Genomic DNA, 23,754 nt, shown 5'->3' with positions numbered 1-23,754 from the left:
GACGCGCCACCTCCCCTCCGGGGGGGGGCAGCGCGTCATGCTGGCCAGTCGGTCACTGCCGTCGCATAATCGGGTAGCGCGTAAGGAAACCCAGGGAGCCCGTCATGACCAGGATCGCCGTCACGTTCTTGCTTGCAGGTACCTTCTCTTTTCTGCTCAGCGGCTGCGGTGAGCCAGAGCCGCCACAACCTGAAATCGACAGGGAAGACGCGGCCCACGCTACCGCGCAGGACGCTCACACGCCCGACACCGGCATCATCAGCGAAGTGCGCTACCAGTGCGCCGAAGCACTGCAGGTGCAGGCCAGCTATGCCCAGGACAGCGTCACCCTGCATCTGCAGGGCGAAACCCAGGTGCTGGAAGTGCTGCCCCGTGACGCCTCACTGGCCCAGGCTCCCAGCGCCTCCGGGGTGCGCTATGCCAACGCCGACCTGACCTGGCACAGCAAAGGCAGCGAGGCGCTGCTGAGTGCCGCAGACGACACCTACGTCTGCCTGCAGATGTCCCACTGACCACAGGCTGAAACCATGACCGTTCCGATGACCACCGGGCGCTTGCGCACCGCGTTCAACCTGCCCTGGCTGCTATGCCTCTCCGGCCTGGTGTTCCTGCTGTCACAGACCTTGCTCGGGCTGGCGTTCGCGCCGCTGGGCGGCCCGGATACCCTGCTGCGAATGCAGCTGGGCTTTACAAGCGCCGACGCCTACGTGGCACAGTTCCAGGCCTGGGAGGAGGCCGGCCTGCTGGGGGTCTATCAGGCGCATTTCATGCTCGATGCGCTGCACCCGTTCTGGTACGCGATATTCGGCACCTGTGCCCTGGCCGTGGTCTTTTCGTGGCGCGGCGCCGGCGCAGCCTGGGATCGGCTATTGCCGCTGCCGATGCTGTCCGGTTTACTGGATGTGCTGGAAAACAGCGTGCAGCGCGTGTTTCTTGCCGAACCCCTGCTGATTACCGATGGCCTGGCCCGGCTGAGCTGGCTCTGTTCACTGGGAAAATGGACGCTGGTGCTGGTTTACGTGCTGGCCGTCTTGTACTGGCTGCTGCCCCTGCGCCGCTGACCGGCGCTTGGCGTGCTCACCGGTTCACGTCACAATAGCCTCATGAAAGACGGCACTATAAAAACAAGGAGATTCACCCGCATGCCCTCTGCCCTGCTCGCTGGCGCCCTCACCTTGCTGCTGCTGTTTGCCGGCACCGCCGCGCATGCCAGCCGCGCTGGCACCGTCATCCTGAGCGGCCAGGAATGCGGCTACATCATGCTGAACACCGGGCAAGGCCAGGTGCTGCTGAAACTGATTCGCGGCGAAGCCCCCAAGCCCGGCGACCGGCTGGAGGCCAGCGGCCCCTTGCCGACCAGCGATTTTGCAGACCTGACCAATCGACGCACCCAGGAGCCACTGACGGTCTGGGTGGATATGGTGGATCGCTCAAGCAACCGCGCGCTGGGGCGCTACGGGCAGTACTGCAACTGACAGGGCTCAGCTCACAAGCGCGCCGCCAGCTCGGCCCCTTCCCGAATCGCACGCTTGGCATCCAGTTCCGCCGCCACATTGGCGCCACCAATCAGATGGTGTTTCACCGCAGCCTGTTCATGATACAGCGCGCGCAGCGATTCCTGCCCGGCACAGATAACAACGTTATCCACTTCCAGCAAATGTGATTCATCGCCCACAGTAATGTGCAGCCCCTGATCGTCAATGCGGTCATAGCTAGCACCGCCAATCATCTCCACACCTTTCATTTTCAGGGTGGCACGGTGTACCCACCCGGACGTCTTGCCCAGATCCTTGCCCAGCGAGGACGCCTTGCGCTGCAGCAGATAGAGGCGGCGCGCCGACGGCACCGGCCGCGGCGTTTCCAGATTGCCCGGCGCATCGGAATGAAAGTCTATGCCCCACTCACGCGCCCAGTCCTGCAACGGCTGCGGCTGTGGCGCACCATGGTCATGCGCCAGGAACTCCGCCACATCGAAGCCGATCCCCCCGGCACCGATCAGCGCCACACGCGGGCCCACGGTGGCCTTGCCCAGCAGCACATCGACATACGACAGCACCATGGGATGATCGATGCCCTCAATGGCCGGACGACGCGGCGTGACACCGGTGGCCACGATAATCTCTTCGAAGCCCTCCTGTTCGAGTTCACCGTCGGCAATGCGACGATTCAGCACGAGCTTGACGCCCGTACGTTCAATGCGTTTGCTGAAATAGCGAATCGTTTCCCAGAACTCTTCCTTGCCGGGAATGCGCGCTGCCATATTGAACTGGCCGCCAATGCGGTCAGACGCATCAAACAGGGTCACATCATGGCCGCGCTCCGCTGCCACCGTGGCCGCCGACAGCCCCGCCGGGCCTGCGCCGATCACGGCCACTTTTTTCGGTTTTTTCGTTTTCAGATAAACCAGTTCCGTTTCATAACAGGCCTGCGGGTTGACCAGGCACGAGGCGCGCTTGAGCTGGAAGGTGTGATCCAGGCAGGCCTGGTTGCAGGCGATGCAGGTGTTGATGTCGTCGGCGCGATTCTCGGCGGCCTTGTTGACGAAATGCGCATCCGCCAGCATCGGCCGCGCCATGGACACCATATCGGCCTGGCCACTTTCAATGATCTGCTCTGCCACGTCCGGCGTGTTGATGCGGTTGGAGGCAATCACCGGCACCGAGACCACGTCCTTGACCCGCCGAGTGGCTTCGGCAAATGCCGCGCGCGGCACCGAGGTCACGATGGTCGGCACCCGCGCCTCATGCCAGCCCACGCCGCTGTTGATCAGGTTTACGCCCGCCGTTTCCAGTTCCCGGGCCAACGCCAGGATTTCCTCGCTGGTGGCGCCACCGGGCACCAGTTCCATCACGGACAAACGGAAAATGATAATGAAATCCTTGCCGCAGGCCTTGCGCGTGGCCTCGACAATCTCCAGCGGAAAACGGCGACGGTTTTCGGCACTGCCACCATATTCGTCGGTGCGCTGGTTGGTACGCGGCGCGAAGAACTGATTGATCAGGTAGCCTTCGCTACCCATGATCTCCACACCATCGTACCCGGCACGTTTGGCCAGCTTTGCCGCCTGGGCAAAATCCTTGACCGTCTGCTTCACCTCGCGGGTGGACATGGCCTTGGGTTTGAACGGATTGATCGGCGACTTGATGGCAGAAGCCGAACGGGACAGCGGATGGTAGCTGTAGCGACCGGCATGCAGCAGTTGCAGACAGATCTTGCCGCCAGCCTCGTGCACCGCTCTGGTCACGCCGCGATGACTGAGCGCGTCGGCGATGTTGAACATGCCGCCGGAAAACGGATAGAACCAGCCCTTGCGATTCGGGTTGAAGCCGCCGGTAATGATCAGGCCAACGCCGCCCCGGGCACGCTCGGCAAAGTATTCCGCCAGCTTGCGGCGATGCCAGATGCGGTCTTCCAGCCCGGTGTGCATGGAGCCCATCACCACCCGGTTCTTCAGAGTGGTGAAGCCCAGATCAAGCGGGGCCAGCATATGCGGGTAGGGGGAGCTTACGGTATTGGCGGCAGCGCTCATGGCGGACCTCGTCAATGGGGTAACTGGACACCGTCAAGATAAGAGGCTATCTTGACGGTGTCAAGACTCAGCAGCCACACGACTCAACGGGACAGACAAGGGACACGCCATGGCCACCCACCAGGACAAGCCCGGCTACCACCACGGCGATCTGCGCGCCACCCTGCTGCGCGAGGCGGACCAGCTGCTGCGTGAAGACGGTATCGGCGGCATGAGCCTGCGCAAGCTGGCGGAGCGCATCGGCGTGTCGCGCATGGCGCCCTACCACCATTTCCGCGACAAGAACGCCCTGCTCAGTGCGCTGGCCGAGGAAGGCTTCCGTGATCTGAAAACCATGATCGACAACGCGCGCCTGGGTAGCGGCAATGACCCCGCCGAGGGCCTGCGAGACTTTGTCCGCGATTACCTGCGCTTTGCCACCGATCACCCGGAACGCTATGAGCTGATGTTCGGGCGCCCCTTGTGGAAGAGCGGCCAGCCCACGGATGCGCTGCGCGAGACCGCCTTCGCGGCTTTTCGGCATTATGCCGACCGCATCGCCGGTTTGTTGCAACATGGCACCCTGCCACAGGGCAGCAAGCCACTGCGCCTGGCGCAGGCCAGCTGGGCCACCCTGCACGGCTTGTGCAAGCTGCTGAATGACGGCATTTATGTGGATCGGCAGGACATGGAAGAAGTCAGCGAAGAGGCGGTGCGCTTGATGCTGGCGGCGCTGCGCTAGAAAAAAGCAGCGGGAGGCGAGGCCAGCCCTCCCGCTGCGAGGCGCGTCGGTTCAGAACTCGAACTGGACGCGCAATGCGTACACCATGCTGGTCCAGTCCTTGGTCTCGCCTGCCGGCAGGTCGCGGCTGGACGTGGACGCATCCACATACATGGCATTGAACTTCACCACAATGTCATCCACGGGGTACCAGTTAACGCCCAGCGTGTAGTGATCCAGCTCCTGAGCGCCACGCTCATCATGGTGATCCGTCTGGTCGGCATAGGCGTAACGGGCCAGCAGCTCCCACGCCCCCCAACCACCCTGGTTGATCGGTTGCAGCACCCGGGTCTGGCCGAAATCACCGCTAAACGCCCGATAATGGCGCCGCTCCCCGGTCAGGAAGTAGCTGCTCTGCACATAGTACCCCCCGTTGGACAACGACAAGGGGTCCGTCGTCGGGTCGCCCGTAAAGCCCTGCGCATTCGCGTCCCGACGCAGGTCCTGCAGCAGATATTCGCCCTGGAAAGACAGCGGCCCGACGCCATAGGCGGCTTCAAGGGCATAGGTCGCAAAGTACTTCACGTCCTGGAAATCGCGCCGCCCGATAACACGGCCATCAATGGCCCGTGTGCCCAGCCGGCTGCGCATGCGGACGCTGTCGTAATCCCTTTCACGACCACGGCTTTTCTCGTGAACGTAGGAATTACTGCGGTAGTTGGCAGATACCCCCAGGTGACTCCAGATGCCTCGATTGACGTCCATATACGGTGCAAAGGAACTGCGGCCCGCCACCGACCAGCCTTCATTGACCTCCCGACGCCGCGACACATCTGTACCGAACAGCCCGAGCGCCGCGTACCAGTCAGGTCTCAGGGTTTCGTACATCACACCAAGCTGCCGGTCCGGACGGTAGGCGTCGACGGGTGAGGCGCGCTCGATAAACGAGATACGGCGGGAACTGGTAGAACTCTCAAGGCTGAAAGGTTCCTTGAAGTAACCGACAGCAAGACGCCCTTCGTCAAACAGGTACGCCAGATAGGTGTTGGCGAAACGGATGCCCTCTATATCGTCACCTTCCTCAATGTCGTAGGTGACTGGGTCCCGGAAATCCACTTCCATCTGCCATTCCCACCGGTCATACGCCAGCCCGAGAAGCGCCAGTCGTGCGCGCCGGATGATGGTGCCGGATCGCCCCAGATCGCCGCGATCCAGCCGGTCGTCGTCGGTGCTCTTGAACGGGTCCTGCACGCGCGCATGATCCACCATCACGCGACCGCGCACACCGAAACGATGGGCGCCGTCTGCTGTTTCTACCCGGAACTTGTTAACGCGCATCCGCGTAAGCTCGTCTTCTATACGCGTGGTGGGCTCGTAATTCATGCCCGGGTGGCGATCGACAACCGGCGGCTCGGCACGCAGAGCGGCGGCGTCTTCCTCGCTCAGAATTCCTTTCTCCAGCAAGGTGCGAATCAGATCATCCGTGGTATCTGCCAGTGGCACTGCCGGCATGGCCGACAGGAGCAGCAGCAGCCCGGAAAAAAGCGGTGTTGGTGCTTTCATGGTATAGCCCTCTTTTGTCTGTGGCGTGTACTGGTCTCCGCCAGCTCACTGGATGCCACCCCATTCGCGCATGCGCGCGCCCGGCAGCTCTTGAGCCAGGTCAAGAAAGGCGGGCCCGGCCCCGCGCAACGTTGATGCAGATCAACAAAGCTCACGATCACGCCATCGCGCCCCCTTCCCGGGCACGCACCCCGGCACGGACCATGTAAGCTGGTCATCTCCGGGCAAGCGGGGGTTAGCGTGGTGGATACAGGAAACCGATTTGAATGGCGGGCCTTTGCAAGGCACTTCGGTGCACTGGAATACCGCCTGATACAGCATGGCCGTGTCATCGACATCAAGGTCAGCCAGGAGTGGTATCTGATATCGCGGCATAACAGCGATCGGAACATCAAGATTCGCGCCGGCAAGCTGGACACCAAGACGCTCGTGCACACCTGCGGCGAGCTTGAACAATGGGCGCCGTCCGCGTCCACGCCGCTGCCGCTGACGGCACAGACGTTTGCCCAGCAGGCACTGGTGCCGCTGGGCATTACTCCGCCCGACGCCTGCATGGACAACACGCAGACGTTGCTGGATGAGCATGACCTCAACACCCGCTTCTTTTACGGCCTGCCGGACATGGTGGCCGTGGCGCTGAGAAAAAGACGTATCCGCTATGCGCTGAACGAATGCCTTGGTGAGTGGGTGGAGCTGGACATCAACGGCGCCAGCCTGCAATCGGTATGTCTGGAGTCGGTGCACGCGGAGCATGTCGAGAGCGCCGCTGCACTGATTGGTCTGGAAGCCTGGCGCAACCGCAGCTATGTAACCGCGCTGCGCGAAACCATGGGCCTGATCCCGCAGGAGCCTTTGCTACGTTGACGACACAACGCTCCGATTTCGATCCACTCGAGATGGATCACTACCGTATTGACCGCTTGCCAAAGCGTAGCCGCTCTGGCGTCGAGCTGTGGCTCGCCCGCCTGGGCATACCTCTGGCCGTGCTCGCCTTCATCATGCTGGGGTACGTCTGGGCGCCCGATTTCCTGCTGAGCCTCGACCCGGCCAGCCTGTCGGGCTCTGCAGCTGCACGCCTCGCAGACACCGCGCTTGCCGACCTGATCCGTCAGAATCAGTTGATGCTGGCGGTCTTTGCTGCCGCCATGATCCTGTGGACCACCGCCGCCTTGCCCAATTATCTGGTCTCCCTGATCGTTATATTCGCGCTGATCGCTACCGGCATCCTGAGTGAGCGCGAAGCCTATGCACAGCTGGGTCATCCGGTGATGTGGCTGAACATCATGTCTTTCATTCTTGCCAGCATGCTGGTCAAGACCGGCCTGGCACGACGCTTCGCGGTCTGGCTGGTACTGCGCTTCGGACACAAGGCTTCCGGTGTCTTCCTGAGTTTTATCGTCATCAATACGGTCATGTCGGCCTTTATCTCGGCCACCACTGCCAAGGCGGCCATCCTGCTGCCGGTGTTCATGGTGATCGCGGCCATGTATGGCGCCCGGCCCGGTGACGGCAAAAACAATTTCGGACGCAATATCGTTCTGCAGAACCTGCTCTGCATCAATCTGGGCGCAGGCGCTTTCATGACCGGCTCCGGCGCGAACTTGCTGGCCGTGGCGCTGATCACGGGCGCTATCTCCGGCAGCATCTACTTCAGCGACTGGATGATCGCCATGCTGCCGACCATGATCGGCCTGATGCTGCTGGGATATATCCTGGGCGCCCGGGTGTTCTTTCCGCTGGCAGAGGAAGAGCGCATTCCCCAGGTCGAGGGCGGCTTGCAGCGCTTGCAGGCCGAGTACGAGAAAATGGGGCCGCTGTCGTGGACCGAGGTACGCGCTGCGGTGCTTTTTCTGGCCATCCTGGTGCTCTGGATCACAGACCGCTGGCATGGCGTCAGCGCCACTGCGGTCGCTCTGCTGGGGGGCATCGTGGCCCTGCTGCCACGGATCGGCATCGTGGAATGGAACGATGTGGATATCCCCTGGCACCTGATGCTGTTCTCTGCGGGCGCCTATTGCCTGGGCGCCGGGTTTGCCCAGACCGGCCTGCCGGAAATCAGTGTCAGCGCTTTCTTCAGTTACGCCGGGATCGACAGCGACACGCCTTTCTGGACGGTCTACCTGTTGCTGACGGGCATCATGGCGCTCAGCGCACTGGTGTCACAAGCCAAGACCATGCGCGCCATGCTGTTTGTGCCGATTGCCATTGGCGCAGCGGAAACACTGGGCTACAGCGTCATCAGCCTGGCCCTGCCGGTGGCCTTCCTGATCGAGCACGTGTATGTGCTGCCCTTCAACAGCAAGCCGGCGGCATTACTGTATGAGACCGACCACTACAGTCTGGGCGACGGCTTCCGGTACGGCATCACCATGATGCTGGCGGGATGGATATCGATTGTGGTGCTGGGGGAAACCTGGTTCCGGTTTCTCGGCATTACGCCGGACGGGGTCTTCGGCCTGTTCTGAGAATGCCCCGGGGCGGCGTGGCCGACCCGGGGCATGCTTTTCACGACACGTGCTTCTCGACTTACTTTTCCAGGATCGCCACGACGCCCTGGCCGCCTGCGGCGCAGACGGAGATCAGGCAGCGACCGCTGCCCTTCTCGTTCAGCAGCTTGGCGGCATTGGCCACGATCCGCGCACCGGTGGCGGCGAACGGGTGACCGGCGGCCAGCGAACTGCCCTTGACGTTCAGCTTGCTGCGGTCGATAGCGCCCAGCGGCTTGTCCAGACCCAGACGATCCTTGCAGAACTTCGGATCTTCCCAGGCTTTCAGGGTCGCCAGCACCTGCGAGGCAAAGGCTTCGTGGATTTCATAGAAGTCGAAGTCCTGCAGCGTCAGATCCAGTTTTTCCAGCATACGCGGCACGGCATAGGCCGGGGCCATCAGCAGGCCTTCTTTCTTCTGCACGAAATCCACCGAGGCGGCTTCGCCCAGGGTCAGGTACGCCAGCACCGGCAGGCCGCGCGCTTTGGCCCACTCTTCCGACGCCAACAGCACTGCCGAGGCGCCATCGGTCAGCGGGGTGGAGTTGGCGGCCGTCATGGTGCCGTCTTCGCCACCGAACACCGGCTTCAGAGAGGCCAGCTTTTCCAGGGTGGAGTTGCCACGCAGGTTGTTGTCACGCTCCAGACCCTTGAACGGCGAGATCAGGTCTTTCTGCCAGCCGTCGTCGTAGGATTTGGCCAGATTGTGGTGGGAGGCCAGGGCCAGCTGGTCCTGCTCGTCGCGCGGGATGCTCCACTCTTTCGCCGTAACGGCCGCGTGCTCGCCCATGGACAGGCCGGTGCGCGGTTCAGCGTTCTTGGGGATGTCCGGCATGATCCACTTCGGATTCAGCAGCTTGACCGCCAGCTTGGCTTTCTCGCCGGTGGTCTTGGCCTTGTTCAGCGCCATGAACACCTTGCGCTTGTCGTCGTTGACGCCCAGCGGGGCGTCAGAGGTGGTGTCCACACCGCCAGCGATACCCGCCTCGATCTGCCCCAGGGCAATCTTGTTGGCCACCAGGATCGCGGCTTCCAGACCCGTACCGCAGGCCTGCTGCAGGTCATAAGCGGGCGTTTCCGGCGCCAGGCCGGAATCCAGCACGGCTTCGCGCACCAGGTTGAAATCGCGCGAGTGCTTCATCACGGCGCCCGCAGCCACTTCCCCCAGGCGCTCGCCCTTCAGGTTGAAGCGCTGCACCAGCCCTTGCAGGGCGGCGGTCAGCATTTCCTGGTTGGAAACGCCAAAATACGCGGTATTGCTGCGTGCGAACGGGATCCGGTTGCCACCGACAATGGCGACCTTGCGTACACTCTTTCCTGCCAGCATCGTGATTCCTCCGTAGATGGGCGCGTGAAGCGGTCAAGCTATACAAAAGACTGGCGGCAGTCTAGCGGCAAGCCAGCGCCGCTCATTGGCTGCACCGCCCTTCACGCCTCTGTGGCCGGTCAATACCCATGCGGCTCCGGGGTGCTTCAATAGCGCCACTTTTCCCGGGCGCCCGGCCAGATATGCTATGGTGCGGCCCATCAGGTACATCCCGAACTTACAGTCAAGGTGAGGATAATGAGCGACGTCTATCAGGCTATTGCCAACTCCGCAGTGGGCAAGAAGGTCTTCAGCACCCTGAATCTGCCGATCCCGGTGATGCTCGAGCGCCATCAGCCGGGCGAAGTCTCCTTTATCAAGGGCAAGGTCGTGCTCGGCGGCGCCGCTGGCGGCAGTGCCTTTGAAGCCGTGCTGAGCACCCTCAAGGGTGCTCCCCAGGCCAGCGTGCACACCCTGTCCGGGGCCGCCGCAGAAGCGGACGTTCAGGCCGCTGCCAACGCCAGCGGCGAGAGCGTCAGCAGCTACGCACCGGAGCGCGACGACGGCGAGAAGTTCAAGGGGCTGATCTTTGACGCCACCGGCATCCGCAACACCAGCGAGCTGCGCGCCATCTGGGATTTCTTCAACCCGGTGATCCGCAAGATGGACAAGTGCGGTCGTATCGTGGTGATCGGTCGTACCCCGGAAACCTGCGATCTGGCCCAGCGCATCGCCCAGCGCGGCCTGGTGGGTCTGGTCAAGAGCCTCGGCAAGGAAGTGAAGAAAGGCACCATCGCCAACCTGGTCTATGTGGATCAGGGCGCTGAGAGCCAGCTGGCCAGCCCGCTGCAATTCTTCCTGTCGCCGAAAGCCGCTTATGTGTCCGGCCAGAAAGTCCATGTCGGCGCAGCGACCTTTGACGCCGCTGGCTTCAACTGGCAGCAGCCGCTGGCAGGCAAGACCGCGCTGGTGACCGGCGCGGCGCGCGGCATCGGCGCGGCCATCGCCCAGGTGCTGGCCCGTGACGGCGCCAAGGTGATCGTGCTGGATATCCCGCCGATGGCGGAAGACCTGAAACAGGTCGCCGAGCAGATCAACGGCATCGCGCTGGAAGCCGACATCACGGCGGCTGAGGCACCGAAGCTCATCAGCGATGCAGCCAGGGCCGAAGGCGGCCTGGACATCATCGTCCACAACGCGGGCGTGACCCGCGACAAGACGCTGGCGGGCATGCCGGACAAGTTCTGGGACATGGTGATCGATATCAATATCGCCTCCGAGGAACGTATCAACCAGCAGTTGCTGGACGACAAGACGCTCAACGAGGGTGGTCGCATTGTCTGCGTCAGCTCGATTTCCGGCATCGCCGGCAACATGGGCCAGACCAACTATGCCACCTCCAAGGCGGCGGTGATCGGTATGGTGCAGGGCATGGCGCCAGAACTCGCGGAGCGCCACATCACCATCAATGCGGTGGCACCCGGCTTTATCGAAACACAGATGACAGCCGCCATTCCGTTCGCCATTCGCGAAGCGGGCCGTCGCATGAACTCCATGAACCAGGGCGGCCAGCCGGTGGATGTGGCGGAGACCATCTCGTTCTTCTCCAGCCCGGCGTCCCAGGGCGTCAGCGGCAATGTCGTGCGCGTCTGCGGGCAGAGCCTGATCGGCGCCTGACACGGGGTGCTGTCCTTCAGCGCAGAAAAGGCGAGCCTCGTGCTCGCCTTTTTTGTTGCGGTGGCTACGCCAGCCAGGTCATCTGGCTGTCATATTTGCTCTCTACTCTATACGACGATCCGGTTTCAATCGTATGGCAGGGAGATGACATATGGACGGCTACCTCAGCGCCAGCCGCCTTGCCAAACAGTTTGGCGGAACACGCGTGCTCGACGGGGTGGATTTCAGCCTGCAGCAAGGTGAGTGCCTGGTACTGCTCGGCCCCTCCGGATGTGGCAAGACGACCCTCCTCAATATCATTGCCGGCCTGATTCAGGCTGACGCGGGCGAGTTGACCTGCGCCGGACAGACCCTGGACGCCCCGGCGCGTGGCCTGTGTGTGCCCATGCGCGAGCGCCGTTTTTCCATGGTGTTCCAGGACTTCAGCCTGTGGCCGCACATGAGCGTGGCCCAGAATGTGGCCTTCGGCCTGAAGCTTCAGGATCGGCCACGCGCCGAGGTTGAGCGCCTTACCCTCGAGGCGCTGGAACGGGTGCAGATGGCGCATCTGGCTGACCGCAAACCGGCACAGCTCTCTGGTGGCCAGCAACAACGGGTCTCCATTGCCCGCGCCATCGCCGTAAACCCGCGAGTGCTGCTGATGGATGAGCCCTTGTCGGCCCTTGACGCGCGACTGCGTGAAGACCTGAAGGCAGAGCTTGCGCTCCTGCTACGCGATACCGGCCTGACGGCGGTCTATGTCACCCATGACCAGTCGGAAGCGTTTTCCCTCGGCGATCGTATTGCACTGATGCACAAGGGCCGTATTGAACAGATGGATGTACCGGAGAACATCTACCTGCGGCCGCGCACCCGGTTTGCTGCCGAATTCATCGGCAGCGCCAATCTTGTGCCCTATCGTCGCATGGCTGGCGGGCTGCAACTGGACGAGCGCCTGGACGTGAACGGCCACAGCGCCCGGCTCCCCGACCTGCCGGAGCGAGGCCATCTGGTGATCCGTCGTGAAGCCGTACACATGGTGGCGCCGGACACGGCGCCCTGCAGCCAGCGCATCATGTTGACCGGTGTCTGCACCCGTCGTCACTTTCTGGGTGACCGCCAGGAAGTCGTTGCAGAGATCCATCCCGGCCTGACGCTGCGCGGCTTTGCTGATCAGCCTTTCCACCCCGGCGCTCAGGTGTCCGTGCGCATCAGCACTGACGCGTTGCATGCGGTGGGTGAATGAACGTTCGTGTCTGTGTACTGGGCATCGTGTTGCTGCTGGGCGGTTGCGGGCGTCAGGATGATGCCGCGCTGGTGATCTATTCTGCGGGGCCACGCCCGCTGATTGAACAGATCAGTGCGGATTTCAGCGCCGAGCACGGCATCCCGGTACGTCTTTTTGTCGCCACCACCGGACAACTGATGGCGAAACTGGAAGCAGAGCGCTTCCGGCCGCAAGCCGATATCGTCATCTTCGCCAGCGATGTCGCCGCCGAAGCATTGCGCAGCGCCGACCGACTCATGGCCCTTGACGACCTGCCGCTCCCCGACACCTCTGCCGACTGGCACGATCCACAACGTTATTATCTGGCGACAAGCGCCGCGCTGGTGGGCGTTGCCCTGGCAAGCACCCATGCGGATATGGCACCGGACTGGCCCTTGTTGTTCAGCGGAGCGTTCCCCGGGCGCATCGCCATGCCCTCGCCCTCGCGCTCCGGCACCGCCGGGGACTTTGTGGTCAGTCGTGTGCTGGCGGATGCCGATAGCGCCTGGCTGGATTTCACCCGCGCCCGCGCTGCCGGAATGGAGTTTCCGGCCGCCAACAGCCAGGCCCTGACCTCGTTGATGATCGGCAACTACCAGGCCGTGCTTGGCGCGGTGGATTATCTGGTATTCCGGCAGATTGATCAGGGCGCGCCGCTGGTGATGCATTATCCCGCTGGCGGCGTGCCACTGATGACACGCCCGGTGGGGATTCTGGCCAGCAGCCCTCGGCAGGACAGTGCTCGTCTGTTTGTGGCGCATCTGTTCAGCGCCAGCGCACAGCAGCACATTGCCGATGCACATCTGTTGCCTGCCAGAACCGATATTGCGCCGAGCGCGGCGCGGCAGGCCACCCCGGCACCACCACAGATCCTGCGCGGTGATGTGACCGCGGCACTGGCCCAGCAGGGCACCATCCTGCGACGCTTCCAGTATCAGATCGAGCGTGCACAGATCGCCCCCATGGCGGCCCGACAATGATCCGTGCTGCGCGCCTTCTGCCCTGGCCGGTGATGCTGTGCATGTTGTTTCTCGGCATCACGGCTGGTTATCCGCTGCTGCTGCTGTTCCTGCAGAGCCTGTTCCCCGAGTTGCTGGGCGGCAGCCTCGACGGCTTCCTGTCCGCCTACCGCGCCATCGGTGACACTCCGGAAATCGGTACCCTGTTATGGAATTCACTCAGTTGGGCGGGCGCCGTCACACTGGCGAGCTGGGTGTTCGGCATTCCCTGCGGTTATCTGCTGGCGCGCACCCACATGGCAGGCAAGGGTTGGGCACGTCTGTCCTTGCTGATGCCGATCATGACGCCGCCGTATATCGCGGCGTTGAGCTACATACTGGTCATGCAAGACGGTGGCTTCGCCGACAGTCTGCTGGGCACCATGCCGGAAGCGTTGCGTGCCGCGTTCTTCTCGTTCTGGGGCGTCACACTGGTAATGGCATTGTCGTCGTTTGGCTACGTCGCCCTGGCCGTGGAAGCCACCCTGTCCGGTTTGCCACGTCGTCTTGAAGATGCCGCCCTGCAACTCGGCGCCAGCCGCACTCGTGTGGCGGTGCGAATCATGCTGCCGTTGTTGCTGCCTGCGGTCATCAACTCCGGTCTGCTGGTATTTCTGGAGTCGCTGTCCAATTTCGGTGTCCCTGCGGTGCTCGGCACACGCGCCAACCTGCCACTGTTGCCCGCTGAAATCTTTTATCTGGTGACCAGTTGGCCGGTGGATCTGGCGTTAGCAACGTCACTGTCGAGCCTGCTCTGCCTGTTTGCCCTGGCAGCGCTTTATGGCGGGCGCTGGATCGCCGCGCTGTTCTCCGCCGGTGGCAGCCGCCCCGGTCAGCACCCCCTGCGTCCTCTGGCGCGTCAGGGGCAATGGCTCGCCTGGGGCTGGTTCGGCGGCCTGTTCCTGCTCAGCACAGGGCTGCCCTATGCGGCCATGCTGCTGACCAGCATCGCAGACCGCTGGCAAGACGGCCTGCCCAGCCTGACGCTGAGCCACTATGGCAACCTGCTGGCGCCCGGCAGCCGCGGCCTGTCTGCCCTGCTCACCAGTCTCTGGCTGAGCATTGCGGCGGCCTCCGTGTGCGTCGCCGTGGGGGGCTACATCGCCTATGTCAGCGCACGCAGCGAAGGCCGCGCACGACAGGTGATGGATGGCCTGGCCATGCTGCCAAGGGTCATTCCGAAGATCGTGATGGCGGTGGCGTTGATTCTGGCCTGGAACGCCCCCTGGATTCCGGTGAACGTGTACAACACCGTGTGGATGCTGCTGCTCGCTTACGTCGCGATCTACATTACCGACGCGCTGAATTACGCCAATGCGCAACTCGCCGGTATCGGCAGCAATCTTGAGCGCGCTGCGGCGCTGATGGGGGCGTCACGATGGACCATCTTCGTCCGCATCGTGCTACCACAACTGAAACCGGCACTGCTCGCCGCCTGGCTGACGACCTTTATCGTCTGCATGCGCGAACTGGTCGCCTCTATCCTGCTGTTGCCACCGGGCGTGGATACGTCGGCCACCTTTATCTTCAATCAGTTCGAGCAGGGCGATATCGGGCTGGCCATGGCCATGGCGACGCTGACCATCATGCTGAGCATGGCGGTCATGGCCGTGGTGCAGCGACGACGCCACCACTGAGCCCGCCCGGGGCGCACGGGGCACGCCTCCTCAGGCCCAACCCAGTGGCACGGCACGGCGATCCACACCGGCAAACTCGCCCCCGAACAGATCAGCAAACCGAGTCAGCAGGGCAAGCCGGGCACTGTCCGGACTGGCGGGCAACGACAGCAGTGCTGGCGCCAACGGGGAGGCCTGATCCTGACCGATAACAGGCGTCAGGCCCGCAGCCTGGACACGCTGCTGGCCCTCCGCCGACAACACATGGGCAATGAACGACCACGCCAGATCGGCGTGGCGGGCACCTCGCAACACCATCATCGGCCGAGCCGCCGACACGGTACCGCTTTGCGGCAGGATAAAGCGCAATCCTGCTTCACGGGCCTGCATCGAACTGGCCAGATAGTCCACACAGCCGAACACCAGATCACGCTCGCCACGTATCACCGGCAACAACGCCTGACTGTTCGCCCCCGGCACCACCAGGCCGCCATCCCGCAACTGCGCCAACAGCGCCCAGAGCCCTTCTCCCCAGGCACGCTCCAGCCCCAGCAGCAAGTCCAGCGTGGCCCCGGACAACGCCGGATCAGGCATGCACAGGCGACCTTTGAACTCCGCGGCGGCCAGCGCCTGCCAGTCCGGGGGCGGCGGGCGCCCGCTCGCCTGCCGCCAGGCCATCCCCAGTACCGAGACCCCCTGAGCCAGCAGGCAACTCGTGCGATAACGGGTTGGCAATACTATGGGGTCGGGCAGCGCCACCGGCTGCAATTGCCCTGCCTGCTCCATTTCGCGAGCTGCGTCCCAGGAGGCCAGCATCACCACGTCCGCCACGGGTGAAGCCGCTTCTGCTTCCAGTCGCGCCAGCAAACGACCTGTGGTGTCCTGCAACAGGTTGACCTGACACCCCGCCGCCGAGCGGAAATCCGCCACAAGATGACGTGCCAGCGCACCCGGACCCGCGCTGTAGATCGTCAGGGCATCCTCGACAAAGGCAGCCTGTGAAGGGCGACGAAGAAAGGTTTTCATAAAGAAATACGTGCAGACAAATCGTTCTTATACGTTGGAAAGCGAGCCTACTCACTCTGTTCCCTGCACTTCAACCAATTTTCACGCGAACCGGGAAATCTTCATGAAACCGTCATAAAACAAGAACCCCGGTGTCATTTCATGACGAAACAATGAATGCGGCTTGAAAGCCATTCTTTCAACGCGTGTTTCAAGGATGGAACCCGGCCGTCTGTCAGAGCGAAACAGCTTGCCAACAGTCCGCCTCGGGAGCGACGGAGTTCGTAGCCGCCATTGCGATACAGGATATGACTGTGAAAACCAACCGCTTCCGGGCCGCGTCTCTGGCGCTGGCTGTCGGGCTGACCCTGCCGCTTGTTGCGACAGCCGATGCCCCCGATCTGATCGATACCCTGCTGGAAAAAGGCATCCTGACCCAGGAAGAAGCCGACACCTTGCGTCAGCCTTCTCGTCCTGCTGCGCCCGCCGTGCAACGCAGCGGCATGAAATATGAACCGACTGAACCGGTGAAGGACGATGAACCCGCCGTGGCGGTGCGTCGCTTTACCGTGGACAGCGCCGATGGACAGCATCGCTTCCGTGTGCGCGGTCGCGTGCAGTTCGATGCCGAGCGCGGTTCCTTCGATGACGACATTGCCTTCGTCGCCCGCCAGTCCCATGAACCGCCCGCCTACGGCAGCGTGATTCGGCGCGCCCGCCTCGGTGTACTGGGTTACATGTACAGTAACTGGGAATGGCAGATGGAAGTGGACTTCCGCGATGAGGAAGTCGGCTTTGCCAATGCCTATGTCGCGTATCTGATGCCGACCGGCCGACTGGCCGTGGGGCACTTCAAGGAGCCCTACTCCATGGAGAGCAACACCAGCTCGCGTCGCATTACATTCATGGAACGGTCTGCGTCCGTAGATGCGCTCCGCCCGGACCGGGAAATGGGCGTCATGTATGAAACCCTGCGCCCCAACTGGTTCGGCGCCATCGGTCTGTTCGGCGGCCAGGGCGTGAGCATTGATCGCACCGTGGAAGAAGGCTATGCCCTGTCGGGTCGTCTCTCCATCGCGCCCTGGGCCGACGGTGGCAACTTCCTGCACTTCGGCGGCAGCGCCAGCCATCGGCAGAACGCCTTCAACAAGGAAACCGATGCCTGGGTGCCGGTGCGTTTGCGGACCCGCGAAGGTGCACGTGCCATTGACCTGCGCCTGGTCGGCCGTGACGACATCGAAGCCGTTGAAGACTTCAACCGCTTTGGCCTGGAAGCAGCCTGGGGTATTGGCTCTTTCTCCCTGCAAGCCGAATACAACCGGGTTGACCTGAACCTGGATGAAACCGCCAAGCTGATCGCCCACGGCACCGACGCCAATCCGTCCAACGCCCTCACGCTGGATGGTTTCTATGTGCAGGCCAGCCACTTCCTGACCGGCGAGCACCGCAACTACCGACCAAGCAGCGGTGATTTCGGCCGCGTGACCCCGCAACGCAACTTCGATCCCGCCAACGGCACCTGGGGCGCCTTCGAAGTAGCCGCGCGTTATTCCACCATCGACTCCGAAGAACACTCACGCGTTGGCCGTGGCCAGAAAATGGACCACTACACCCTGGGCCTGAACTGGTACATGAATCCCGACCTGATCGTGAAACTGAACCTGATGCAGTTCGACGCCGAACGCGACGGCACCGACACCACCGGCCGAGTCATCGCCGCCCGACTGCAATACGAATTCTGAGGAGACGACCATGAAAGCATCCATCACGATGGCGGCCGTGGCCGCCCTGCTGTTGCCCTGGACGGCTCAGGCCCTCGACAACGGTGACTTTTCCGATCTCGACCAACGCGGTATCGGTGACATCGATTACGCCACTGACGGCGGCATCGGCTTCCTGCCCTCCTGGACCCTGCTGACCCCCACCGGTGGCCTGATTCGCACCGGCGCCGGCTTTGGCGCCCAGGGCGACAGCGCTTTCGGCTTTAACACGCTCGACGATGGCTTCGGCAGCAACAAACTGGAGCAGTGTCTGCCCATCGATCCGGACCAGTCCCTGAGTTTGCGTTATGCCGTACGCACCAGCGTCTCAAGCAGCGACGTCCGCAGCCGCCTGAATCCGAACTTCTATCCGGACATGGTCGCCTGCGAGGAAAACCTGCAAGCAGACGCCAACAGCAATCGCCTCAGCTTTGCGCGTTCCAACGAAGACATCGACCTGCAACTCAGCATCGACGCCAATACCTGGGTCGATACCACCCCGGTGGTCTTCGCCGCCAGCGACCTGCCCGAAGAGGCACGCGTACTGCGTATCTCCCTGCGTGCACGCGATCGCAGTGGCCAGAACGCCGGGGTCTTTTTCGACAACGTGCGTGCCACCCAGGGCGAGAGTCAGGCCAACCTGATTCGCAACGGCAGCTTCGAGCATCTGGATGTTGTGGACGGCGATTTCCTGAACGCCGGCAGCGGCTGGTATGTCGAGCGTGATGCGGGTCTGCGTGCTGCGGCGGGCGCTGTCAGCTTTGCGCAAAGCGGCAATAATGTCTTTTACTTCGAAAGCCTGACCGGCAACTTCGGCGCCAGTCGCCTGGACCAGTGCGTCCCCGTCACCGGCGATGACACCCTGCGCCCCAGCGTCCGCGCCATGAGCCTGACCCCCGATGACGACCTCAACCTGCGTGTCAATCTGGCGTTTTTCACCGACAACGCCTGCACCGACGCCGCCGACAGCGCCCTGAATCTGGAGCAGGACTTCAGCGTCAACGGCGACAGCGGCCAATGGCTGACCTTCACCACGAACGACAGCCGCGAAGCCGCCGCGCTCGCCGGTATCGGCTCCGCCCGCCTGAGCCTGCGCGCGCGCGACCGCAGCAGCCCCGAAGGCAACGTCCCCGGTCCTTTCGCCCGCACCCTGTATCTGGATGACGTCAACCTGGTGGCCACCGTCCCGGCACCCACCTTCAACCCACCCTCCCAGGAGTTCTCCAGCGCCCAGCTGGTGATCACCCTGAACGGACCTGAAGGCAGCACCCTGTTCTACACCCTGGACGGCAGCAACCCGGACCAGACCAGCCTGTCACTGCTGCCCGGCGACACCATCACCCTCACCGACACCACGGAAGTGCGCGCCATCGCCGTACTCGATGACGCCGAGTCCGCAGTACGCAGCGCCACTTACACCCGCGTAGAGGCACCTTTTGTGCCGCCCACAGGCCCGCTGAACCGCTCTACAGGCAGCATCGGCTTTGTCTTCGGGTTATTCGGGATGGTATTGCTGTTCCGCCGGAAAAAGCACTAAACGTGACGGCCCTCGGGGGAGCGGGTAAAGGGTTTCAGGACTGTCGAGAGGCATGGATGCCGAACGCAAGCCCCCAGGGACGGGTTCACGGCGTGTCCTGAAACCCTTTACCCGCTCCCCCGAGGGCCATTACCACCCAGGCAGTCCCCTACCCGGACAATCATCACTCGTCGCTTTTGGCCTTGCGATACTCGATGGGCGTCATCCCCACCCAACGCTTGAACGCACGATAGAAGGTACTCGGCTCCGAAAAGCCGGTCAGATAGACAATCTCGTCGATGGACTCGTCCGTACCGCCGAGCAGGCGCTTCGCCAGACGGCACCGGTAATCCGCCACCAGTTGATTGAAGTTGGTCCCCGCATCCGCCAGGCGCGTACGCAGCTGCCGCGGCTTGATGCCCAGACGCGCTGCCACGTCCTCCAGATTGGCATGCCCGGATTCCAGCAGCTCCGCGATCAGACGATTGACCTGCGCCACCAGATCCTGTTTCTCCAGCCGCGCCACCTGCTCGATCGCCAACTGCTCATGCAGACGCAGCAGCTCCGGCTCATGGTGCGCCGAGGGCAACGTCATGACCTCTTTGGCGAAACGCAGCCCCGTATGCGCCTGGTCGAACAGGATCGGGCAGCCGAACACTCGCTGGTATTCCTGCATGTCTGCGTGGGCGGAATGCTTGAAGCTGATCTGCAAGGGCTCGAACGCGCCATCGGTGACGAAGCGGAAGAACTTGATGACCCCGACCATGCCGCACTCATTGAAGTGGTGCAGTCGACGGCTCCAGAACATCTGCTTGAGCAGCACCGTGTCCTCGTCTTCCTCAAGCTCGCCCTGGGCGGCATCGGAGAGCAATCGCTGATAGTTGAGGGCCCGCTTCAGGCCATCGCCAAAGGTGGGGCTGCTGAGGAACAGGTATTCGAGCACCTGGCCCTTGAAGATAGGGATGTGGTCGCCGAGGTGCAGGCCGACATGGGGGTCACCGGAGACTTCTTCGGCGGCCTGCCAGAACCATTCCTGGGCGTCATGGGGGGTGCGCAGGTCTGGCTGGCCCATTACCGAGGCATTCAGACCGACCTTCTGTAGCACCGCATCGGCATCTATACCGGCGGACTGCATGCCCTTGTAGGCCATGCGCAGCAATACCCCGGAGTCGGTAAGTTCTGCCATCCTGCTTGGTTATCCTGACGGTTCAGTATCAACAGGCAGATTAGCACAGCCATGCCCGGCGCCGGAACCGGCACCGGGCAGGCGTTTTACCCGTCAGGCCGCCACCGTCTTCCGGCGACGCCCCGGCAGTGCCAGGCGATTGATGCGCTTGAGCACCGTAGCGAACTGGCGCGGCAGGGTGCCGGTGTTGTACTGCAGGCCATAGCGCTGGCAGATCTCCTGCACCCGCGGGCCGATTTCCGCATAACGGTGCGCCGGCATGTCGGGGAACAGGTGATGCTCGATCTGGTGGCTCAGGTGGCCGGTAAGGATATGAAACGCACGGCCACCTTCCAGGTTGCTGGAGCCCAGCAGCTGGCGCAGGTACCACTCGGAGCGGGTCTCGCCCTCGACCTCTTCTTCGGAGAACATTTCCACGCCCTCGGTGAAGTGGCCGCAGAAGATCACCGCATAGGCCCACAGGTTGCGGATCAGGTTGGCGGTCACGTTACCGGCCAGGGTAAACACGAAGCCAGGACCCGCCAGGGCCGGGAACAGCAGGTAATCCTTGAACACCTGCTTGCGGGCTTTCTTCCAGATGCCGCGCAGCTGGGCGCGGGCCTCGGCAAACGATTTGCCACGGCCGATGCGCTCGAACTCGACATCGTGCAGGGCCACGCCCCACTGGAAGAACGCCGCCAGAATCCAGTTGTAAGCTGGCTGGAACAGGTACTGCGGCCGCCACGGCTGGTCATCCGACAGGCGCATGATCCCGTAACCCACATCCCGGTCCTTGCCAACGATGTTGGTAAAGGTGTGGTGCATGTAGTTGTGCGAGTGCTTCCACTGGTCGCCCGGGCAGGTGTTGTCCCAGTCATAGGTCATGGAGTTCAGCGCCGGATCCTTGAGCCAGTCCCACTGGCCGTGCATCACGTTGTGGCCGATTTCCATGTTCTCCAGGATCTTGGACAGCGACAGCAGTGCGGTCCCGGCAATCCAGGCCGGCGGCAGGAAACCGGCGAACAACAGCGCCCGGCCTGCTACTTCGGAATAGCGCTGGGTCTTGAGGATGCGGCGGATGTAGCGCGCATCGCGCTCGCCCAGATCAGCCATGACTTCCTTGCGCAGGGCATCCAGCTCGGCACCGAAGGCCTCGACCTGCTCGGCACTCAGGTGGCGCCAGCCACGTTTCGGGGTGATGTTTTGCGGCATTGCATTGACGGCGGCATTCATAATGAGCCTCCTGGTCAGTGGGTTCGTATCAAAGCTCGACCTGCACGGCGCCAGCGGCGGCGTGCACACAAAGCTGGATGTCTTCGTCTTTCACGTCGCGCACTTCGCCGTTGCGCAGATCGCGCACCCGGCCTTCGCTGACGTGACATTTACAGGCGTAGCAGATGCCCATGCGGCAACCGGACTCCGGGTTCAGGCCCTGCTGTTCGGCCAGTTCGAGCAAGCTGCCCGCGCTGTCGCCAGCGGCCTCGCGACCGCTTTTGCTGAACAGGACCATGCCTTCGCCCGCTGCGTTGCTGACCTTGACCTGAAACTGCTCCTGGGCGGGGCGGGCCAGCCCGGCAGTTTCAAAGGCAGCGTTGACGCGCTCCATCAGGGCGGGCGGGCCGCACAGCAACGGCGTGCGCGCGGCATAATCCGGCACCAGCTCAACCAGCTGTTCCGCGCTGAACAGGCCACGGCGGTCCCCCGCCATGGGCGCTCCCTCATTAACCACCTGAATCAGGGTCAACCACTCGAACCGCTCGGCCAGGGCACGCAGTTCGGCGCGAAACAGGGTGTCGACGTAGCTGTTGCTGTAGTGCAGGAACACCACATCACGCTGCTGCCCCTCACGCACGCACTGGCGCAGCATGGCCATCAACGGGGTGATACCGCTGCCGCCACTGATCATGAGCAATGGGCCATCCCCCTCGGGCAACAGGAAGTCGCCGCGCGCCTGACTCAGGTGCAGGATGTCACCCGCACGGGCCTGATCCACCAGATAGTTGCTGACCAGACCCTGGCCGTTGCGCTTTACCGAGACGGTGATACCCGCATCCGCGGGCGCCGAAGAAATGGAGAAGCAGCGCTGATACCGCACCCCCTCGATCTCCACGCCCAGCACCAGATGCTGGCCGGCACGATGGCCCTGCCAGTGACTGTTGGGGGTGATGTGCAGGGTCACCGCGTCGGCCGTTTCGCGCTCGATGCGCTCAATGCGGCCCCGCACGTCACCCACCGACCACAGCGGGTTGAACTGGGTCAGGTAATCATCCACGGACAGCGGTGACGCCATGGCGCGGGTAATCGGGTTATCCAGCAGTTTCCATCCTGTGCGACGCATGGGAAGGTTCCTCAATCTGCAATCTGCGTTGTGAACATGCGTGCACTTTATTTTCTGACCCGCATGGATGTCAACACCTGTACACAAAGTTATTTATTATTGTTATTTTTCATGAAGTTATAAAGTGAACACCATGGAATGCTTTTATTCGGTGGGCAGACCGAGGACAATATCGTGCACAGACGAGGGCAAACAGCGGACGGCACATGGAGCAGACAGGGGACACCCGACGCGACCCGCGGCGCGGGCGTACACGCCGGGCGTTGCTGGATTCGGCACTTGAACTTGTTGAAAAGAAAGACAATTTTACGGCCCTGTCGCTGAGACTGGTGGCCCGCAAGGCAGGCGTGGTGCCCACCGCCTTCTACAGACATTTCCCGGATATGGACGCGCTGGGGCTGGCCCTGGTGGATGAATCCTTCCGCACGCTACGCCAGTTGATGCGCGATGTGCGCGCCGTGGGCCTGCCGCAGAAACAGGTTATCAGCACCTCCGTGCAGACGTATGTGCGCTATGTGCGTGATAACGCACGACATTTCCAGTTCGTGGCCAAGGAACGCTTCAGCGGCAGCCAGCCTATCCGCACCGCCATCCGCCAGGAAATACGACTGTTCACAAGTGAACTGGCCACCGACCTGTCCCGCATCCCCTTCCTGGCCAAGGTCAGCGCCGAAGATCTGCAGATGATGGCGTCCCTGGTGGTCAACAACATGACCTCCCTGACCGAGCAGATTCTGGATATCCCGGTGGACGACCGGGCCGAAGAGGCCTTCCTGGCCCGCGTGGCCGAAAAGCAGCTGCGCCTGATCTTCCTCGGTGCCGCCGGGTGGCGCAGCCAGCCCTAGTCGC

The 23,754-nt window shown here is 62.7% G+C and carries 20 protein-coding genes; 13 read left to right on the top strand and 7 right to left on the bottom strand.

Going from position 1 to position 23,754, the window contains the following annotated elements; genetic code table 11:
- Nucleotides 1–104 precede the first annotated feature (104 nt).
- The 3 genes from DKW65_RS03635 to DKW65_RS03625 all read left to right on the top strand — a co-directional run bounded on the left by DKW65_RS03635 (nucleotide 105) and on the right by DKW65_RS03625 (nucleotide 1,475).
- Nucleotides 105–512, top strand: coding sequence for an MliC family protein (locus DKW65_RS03635; RefSeq protein WP_111655982.1), 408 nt, complete (start codon nucleotides 105–107; stop codon nucleotides 510–512).
- Between the two features lie 15 nt (nucleotides 513–527).
- Nucleotides 528–1,061 (top strand): hypothetical protein, encoded by a 534-nt coding sequence (locus DKW65_RS03630; protein ID WP_162925676.1) that lies wholly within the window; start codon nucleotides 528–530, stop codon nucleotides 1,059–1,061.
- An 81-nt stretch (nucleotides 1,062–1,142) separates the two neighbouring features.
- Nucleotides 1,143–1,475 carry a hypothetical protein gene (locus DKW65_RS03625; protein ID WP_111655980.1) on the top strand — a complete coding sequence of 111 codons (333 nt, stop codon included), beginning with the start codon at nucleotides 1,143–1,145 and terminating at the stop codon, nucleotides 1,473–1,475.
- An 11-nt stretch (nucleotides 1,476–1,486) separates the two neighbouring features.
- Here DKW65_RS03625 and DKW65_RS03620 read toward each other — a convergent pair whose 3' ends face one another.
- On the bottom strand, nucleotides 1,487–3,529 hold the full coding sequence (locus DKW65_RS03620) for an NADPH-dependent 2,4-dienoyl-CoA reductase (RefSeq protein WP_111655979.1): 2,043 nt from the start codon (nucleotides 3,527–3,529) through the stop codon (nucleotides 1,487–1,489).
- A gap of 109 nt (nucleotides 3,530–3,638) precedes the next feature.
- Between DKW65_RS03620 and DKW65_RS03615 the strand changes: the two genes are divergently transcribed.
- A complete protein-coding gene (locus DKW65_RS03615) occupies nucleotides 3,639–4,250 on the top strand; it encodes a TetR/AcrR family transcriptional regulator (RefSeq protein WP_111655978.1) in 612 nt (203 codons plus the stop codon).
- 51 nt (nucleotides 4,251–4,301) lie between these two features.
- On the opposite strand, the gene DKW65_RS03610 is transcribed toward DKW65_RS03615, so the two are convergent.
- On the bottom strand, nucleotides 4,302–5,792 hold the full coding sequence (locus DKW65_RS03610) for an OprO/OprP family phosphate-selective porin (protein ID WP_111655977.1): 1,491 nt from the start codon (nucleotides 5,790–5,792) through the stop codon (nucleotides 4,302–4,304).
- A gap of 243 nt (nucleotides 5,793–6,035) precedes the next feature.
- On the opposite strand from DKW65_RS03610, the gene DKW65_RS03605 reads away from it, so the two are divergent.
- Together DKW65_RS03605 and DKW65_RS03600 are read left to right on the top strand one after the other, a co-directional pair.
- Nucleotides 6,036–6,656 (top strand): hypothetical protein, encoded by a 621-nt coding sequence (locus DKW65_RS03605; protein WP_162925675.1) that lies wholly within the window; start codon nucleotides 6,036–6,038, stop codon nucleotides 6,654–6,656.
- Nucleotides 6,653–8,257, top strand: coding sequence for an SLC13 family permease (locus tag DKW65_RS03600; RefSeq protein WP_211315734.1), 1,605 nt, complete (start codon nucleotides 6,653–6,655; stop codon nucleotides 8,255–8,257). Before DKW65_RS03605 ends, DKW65_RS03600 begins: the two co-directional genes overlap by 4 nt.
- A gap of 61 nt (nucleotides 8,258–8,318) precedes the next feature.
- Here DKW65_RS03600 and DKW65_RS03595 read toward each other — a convergent pair whose 3' ends face one another.
- Nucleotides 8,319–9,605, bottom strand: a complete 1,287-nt coding sequence (locus tag DKW65_RS03595; protein ID WP_111655975.1) for an acetyl-CoA C-acetyltransferase — start codon at nucleotides 9,603–9,605, stop codon at nucleotides 8,319–8,321.
- A 237-nt stretch (nucleotides 9,606–9,842) separates the two neighbouring features.
- On the opposite strand from DKW65_RS03595, the gene DKW65_RS03590 reads away from it, so the two are divergent.
- From DKW65_RS03590 to DKW65_RS03575, 4 genes are all read left to right on the top strand, one after another.
- Nucleotides 9,843–11,261, top strand: coding sequence for a 3-oxoacyl-ACP reductase (locus DKW65_RS03590; RefSeq protein ID WP_111655974.1), 1,419 nt, complete (start codon nucleotides 9,843–9,845; stop codon nucleotides 11,259–11,261).
- A gap of 151 nt (nucleotides 11,262–11,412) precedes the next feature.
- Nucleotides 11,413–12,486, top strand: a complete 1,074-nt coding sequence (locus tag DKW65_RS03585) for an ABC transporter ATP-binding protein (RefSeq protein WP_111655973.1) — start codon at nucleotides 11,413–11,415, stop codon at nucleotides 12,484–12,486.
- Nucleotides 12,483–13,487, top strand: a complete 1,005-nt coding sequence (locus DKW65_RS03580) for an extracellular solute-binding protein (RefSeq protein WP_111655972.1) — start codon at nucleotides 12,483–12,485, stop codon at nucleotides 13,485–13,487. Before DKW65_RS03585 ends, DKW65_RS03580 begins: the two co-directional genes overlap by 4 nt.
- Nucleotides 13,484–15,142, top strand: coding sequence for an ABC transporter permease (locus DKW65_RS03575; protein ID WP_111655971.1), 1,659 nt, complete (start codon nucleotides 13,484–13,486; stop codon nucleotides 15,140–15,142). Before DKW65_RS03580 ends, DKW65_RS03575 begins: the two co-directional genes overlap by 4 nt.
- A 30-nt stretch (nucleotides 15,143–15,172) precedes the next feature.
- Here the strand turns inward: DKW65_RS03575 and DKW65_RS03570 are convergent, their stop codons facing one another.
- Nucleotides 15,173–16,147, bottom strand: coding sequence for an extracellular solute-binding protein (locus DKW65_RS03570; protein ID WP_111655970.1), 975 nt, complete (start codon nucleotides 16,145–16,147; stop codon nucleotides 15,173–15,175).
- A gap of 293 nt (nucleotides 16,148–16,440) precedes the next feature.
- Between DKW65_RS03570 and DKW65_RS03565 the strand changes: the two genes are divergently transcribed.
- Nucleotides 16,441–17,868, top strand: coding sequence for an OprO/OprP family phosphate-selective porin (locus DKW65_RS03565; protein WP_162925674.1), 1,428 nt, complete (start codon nucleotides 16,441–16,443; stop codon nucleotides 17,866–17,868).
- A gap of 10 nt (nucleotides 17,869–17,878) precedes the next feature.
- Nucleotides 17,879–19,423 carry a chitobiase/beta-hexosaminidase C-terminal domain-containing protein gene (locus DKW65_RS03560; protein WP_111655968.1) on the top strand — a complete coding sequence of 515 codons (1,545 nt, stop codon included), beginning with the start codon at nucleotides 17,879–17,881 and terminating at the stop codon, nucleotides 19,421–19,423.
- 163 nt (nucleotides 19,424–19,586) lie between these two features.
- Here the strand turns inward: DKW65_RS03560 and DKW65_RS03555 are convergent, their stop codons facing one another.
- The 3 genes from DKW65_RS03555 to DKW65_RS03545 form a co-directional block, all read right to left on the bottom strand.
- Nucleotides 19,587–20,588, bottom strand: coding sequence for an AraC family transcriptional regulator (locus DKW65_RS03555; protein WP_111655967.1), 1,002 nt, complete (start codon nucleotides 20,586–20,588; stop codon nucleotides 19,587–19,589).
- Between the two features lie 93 nt (nucleotides 20,589–20,681).
- Entirely contained in the window at nucleotides 20,682–21,800 is a 1,119-nt protein-coding gene (locus tag DKW65_RS03550; RefSeq protein ID WP_111655966.1) for a fatty acid desaturase family protein, read from the bottom strand.
- Nucleotides 21,801–21,828: 28 nt separating this feature from the next.
- The gene (locus tag DKW65_RS03545; RefSeq protein WP_111655965.1) at nucleotides 21,829–22,905 is read right to left on the bottom strand and encodes a ferredoxin reductase; all 1,077 of its coding nucleotides are present in this window, start codon (nucleotides 22,903–22,905) and stop codon (nucleotides 21,829–21,831) included.
- Between the two features lie 206 nt (nucleotides 22,906–23,111).
- Between DKW65_RS03545 and DKW65_RS03540 the strand changes: the two genes are divergently transcribed.
- A complete protein-coding gene (locus DKW65_RS03540; protein WP_111655964.1) occupies nucleotides 23,112–23,750 on the top strand; it encodes a TetR family transcriptional regulator in 639 nt (212 codons plus the stop codon).
- Nucleotides 23,751–23,754 lie beyond the last annotated feature (4 nt).

This window comes from Isoalcanivorax indicus, from assembly GCF_003259185.1.
Taxonomy (GTDB): domain Bacteria; phylum Pseudomonadota; class Gammaproteobacteria; order Pseudomonadales; family Alcanivoracaceae; genus Isoalcanivorax; species Isoalcanivorax indicus.
The sequence above is the reverse complement of the archived record's forward strand: the minus strand, read 5'-3'. Positions and strand labels throughout refer to the sequence as shown.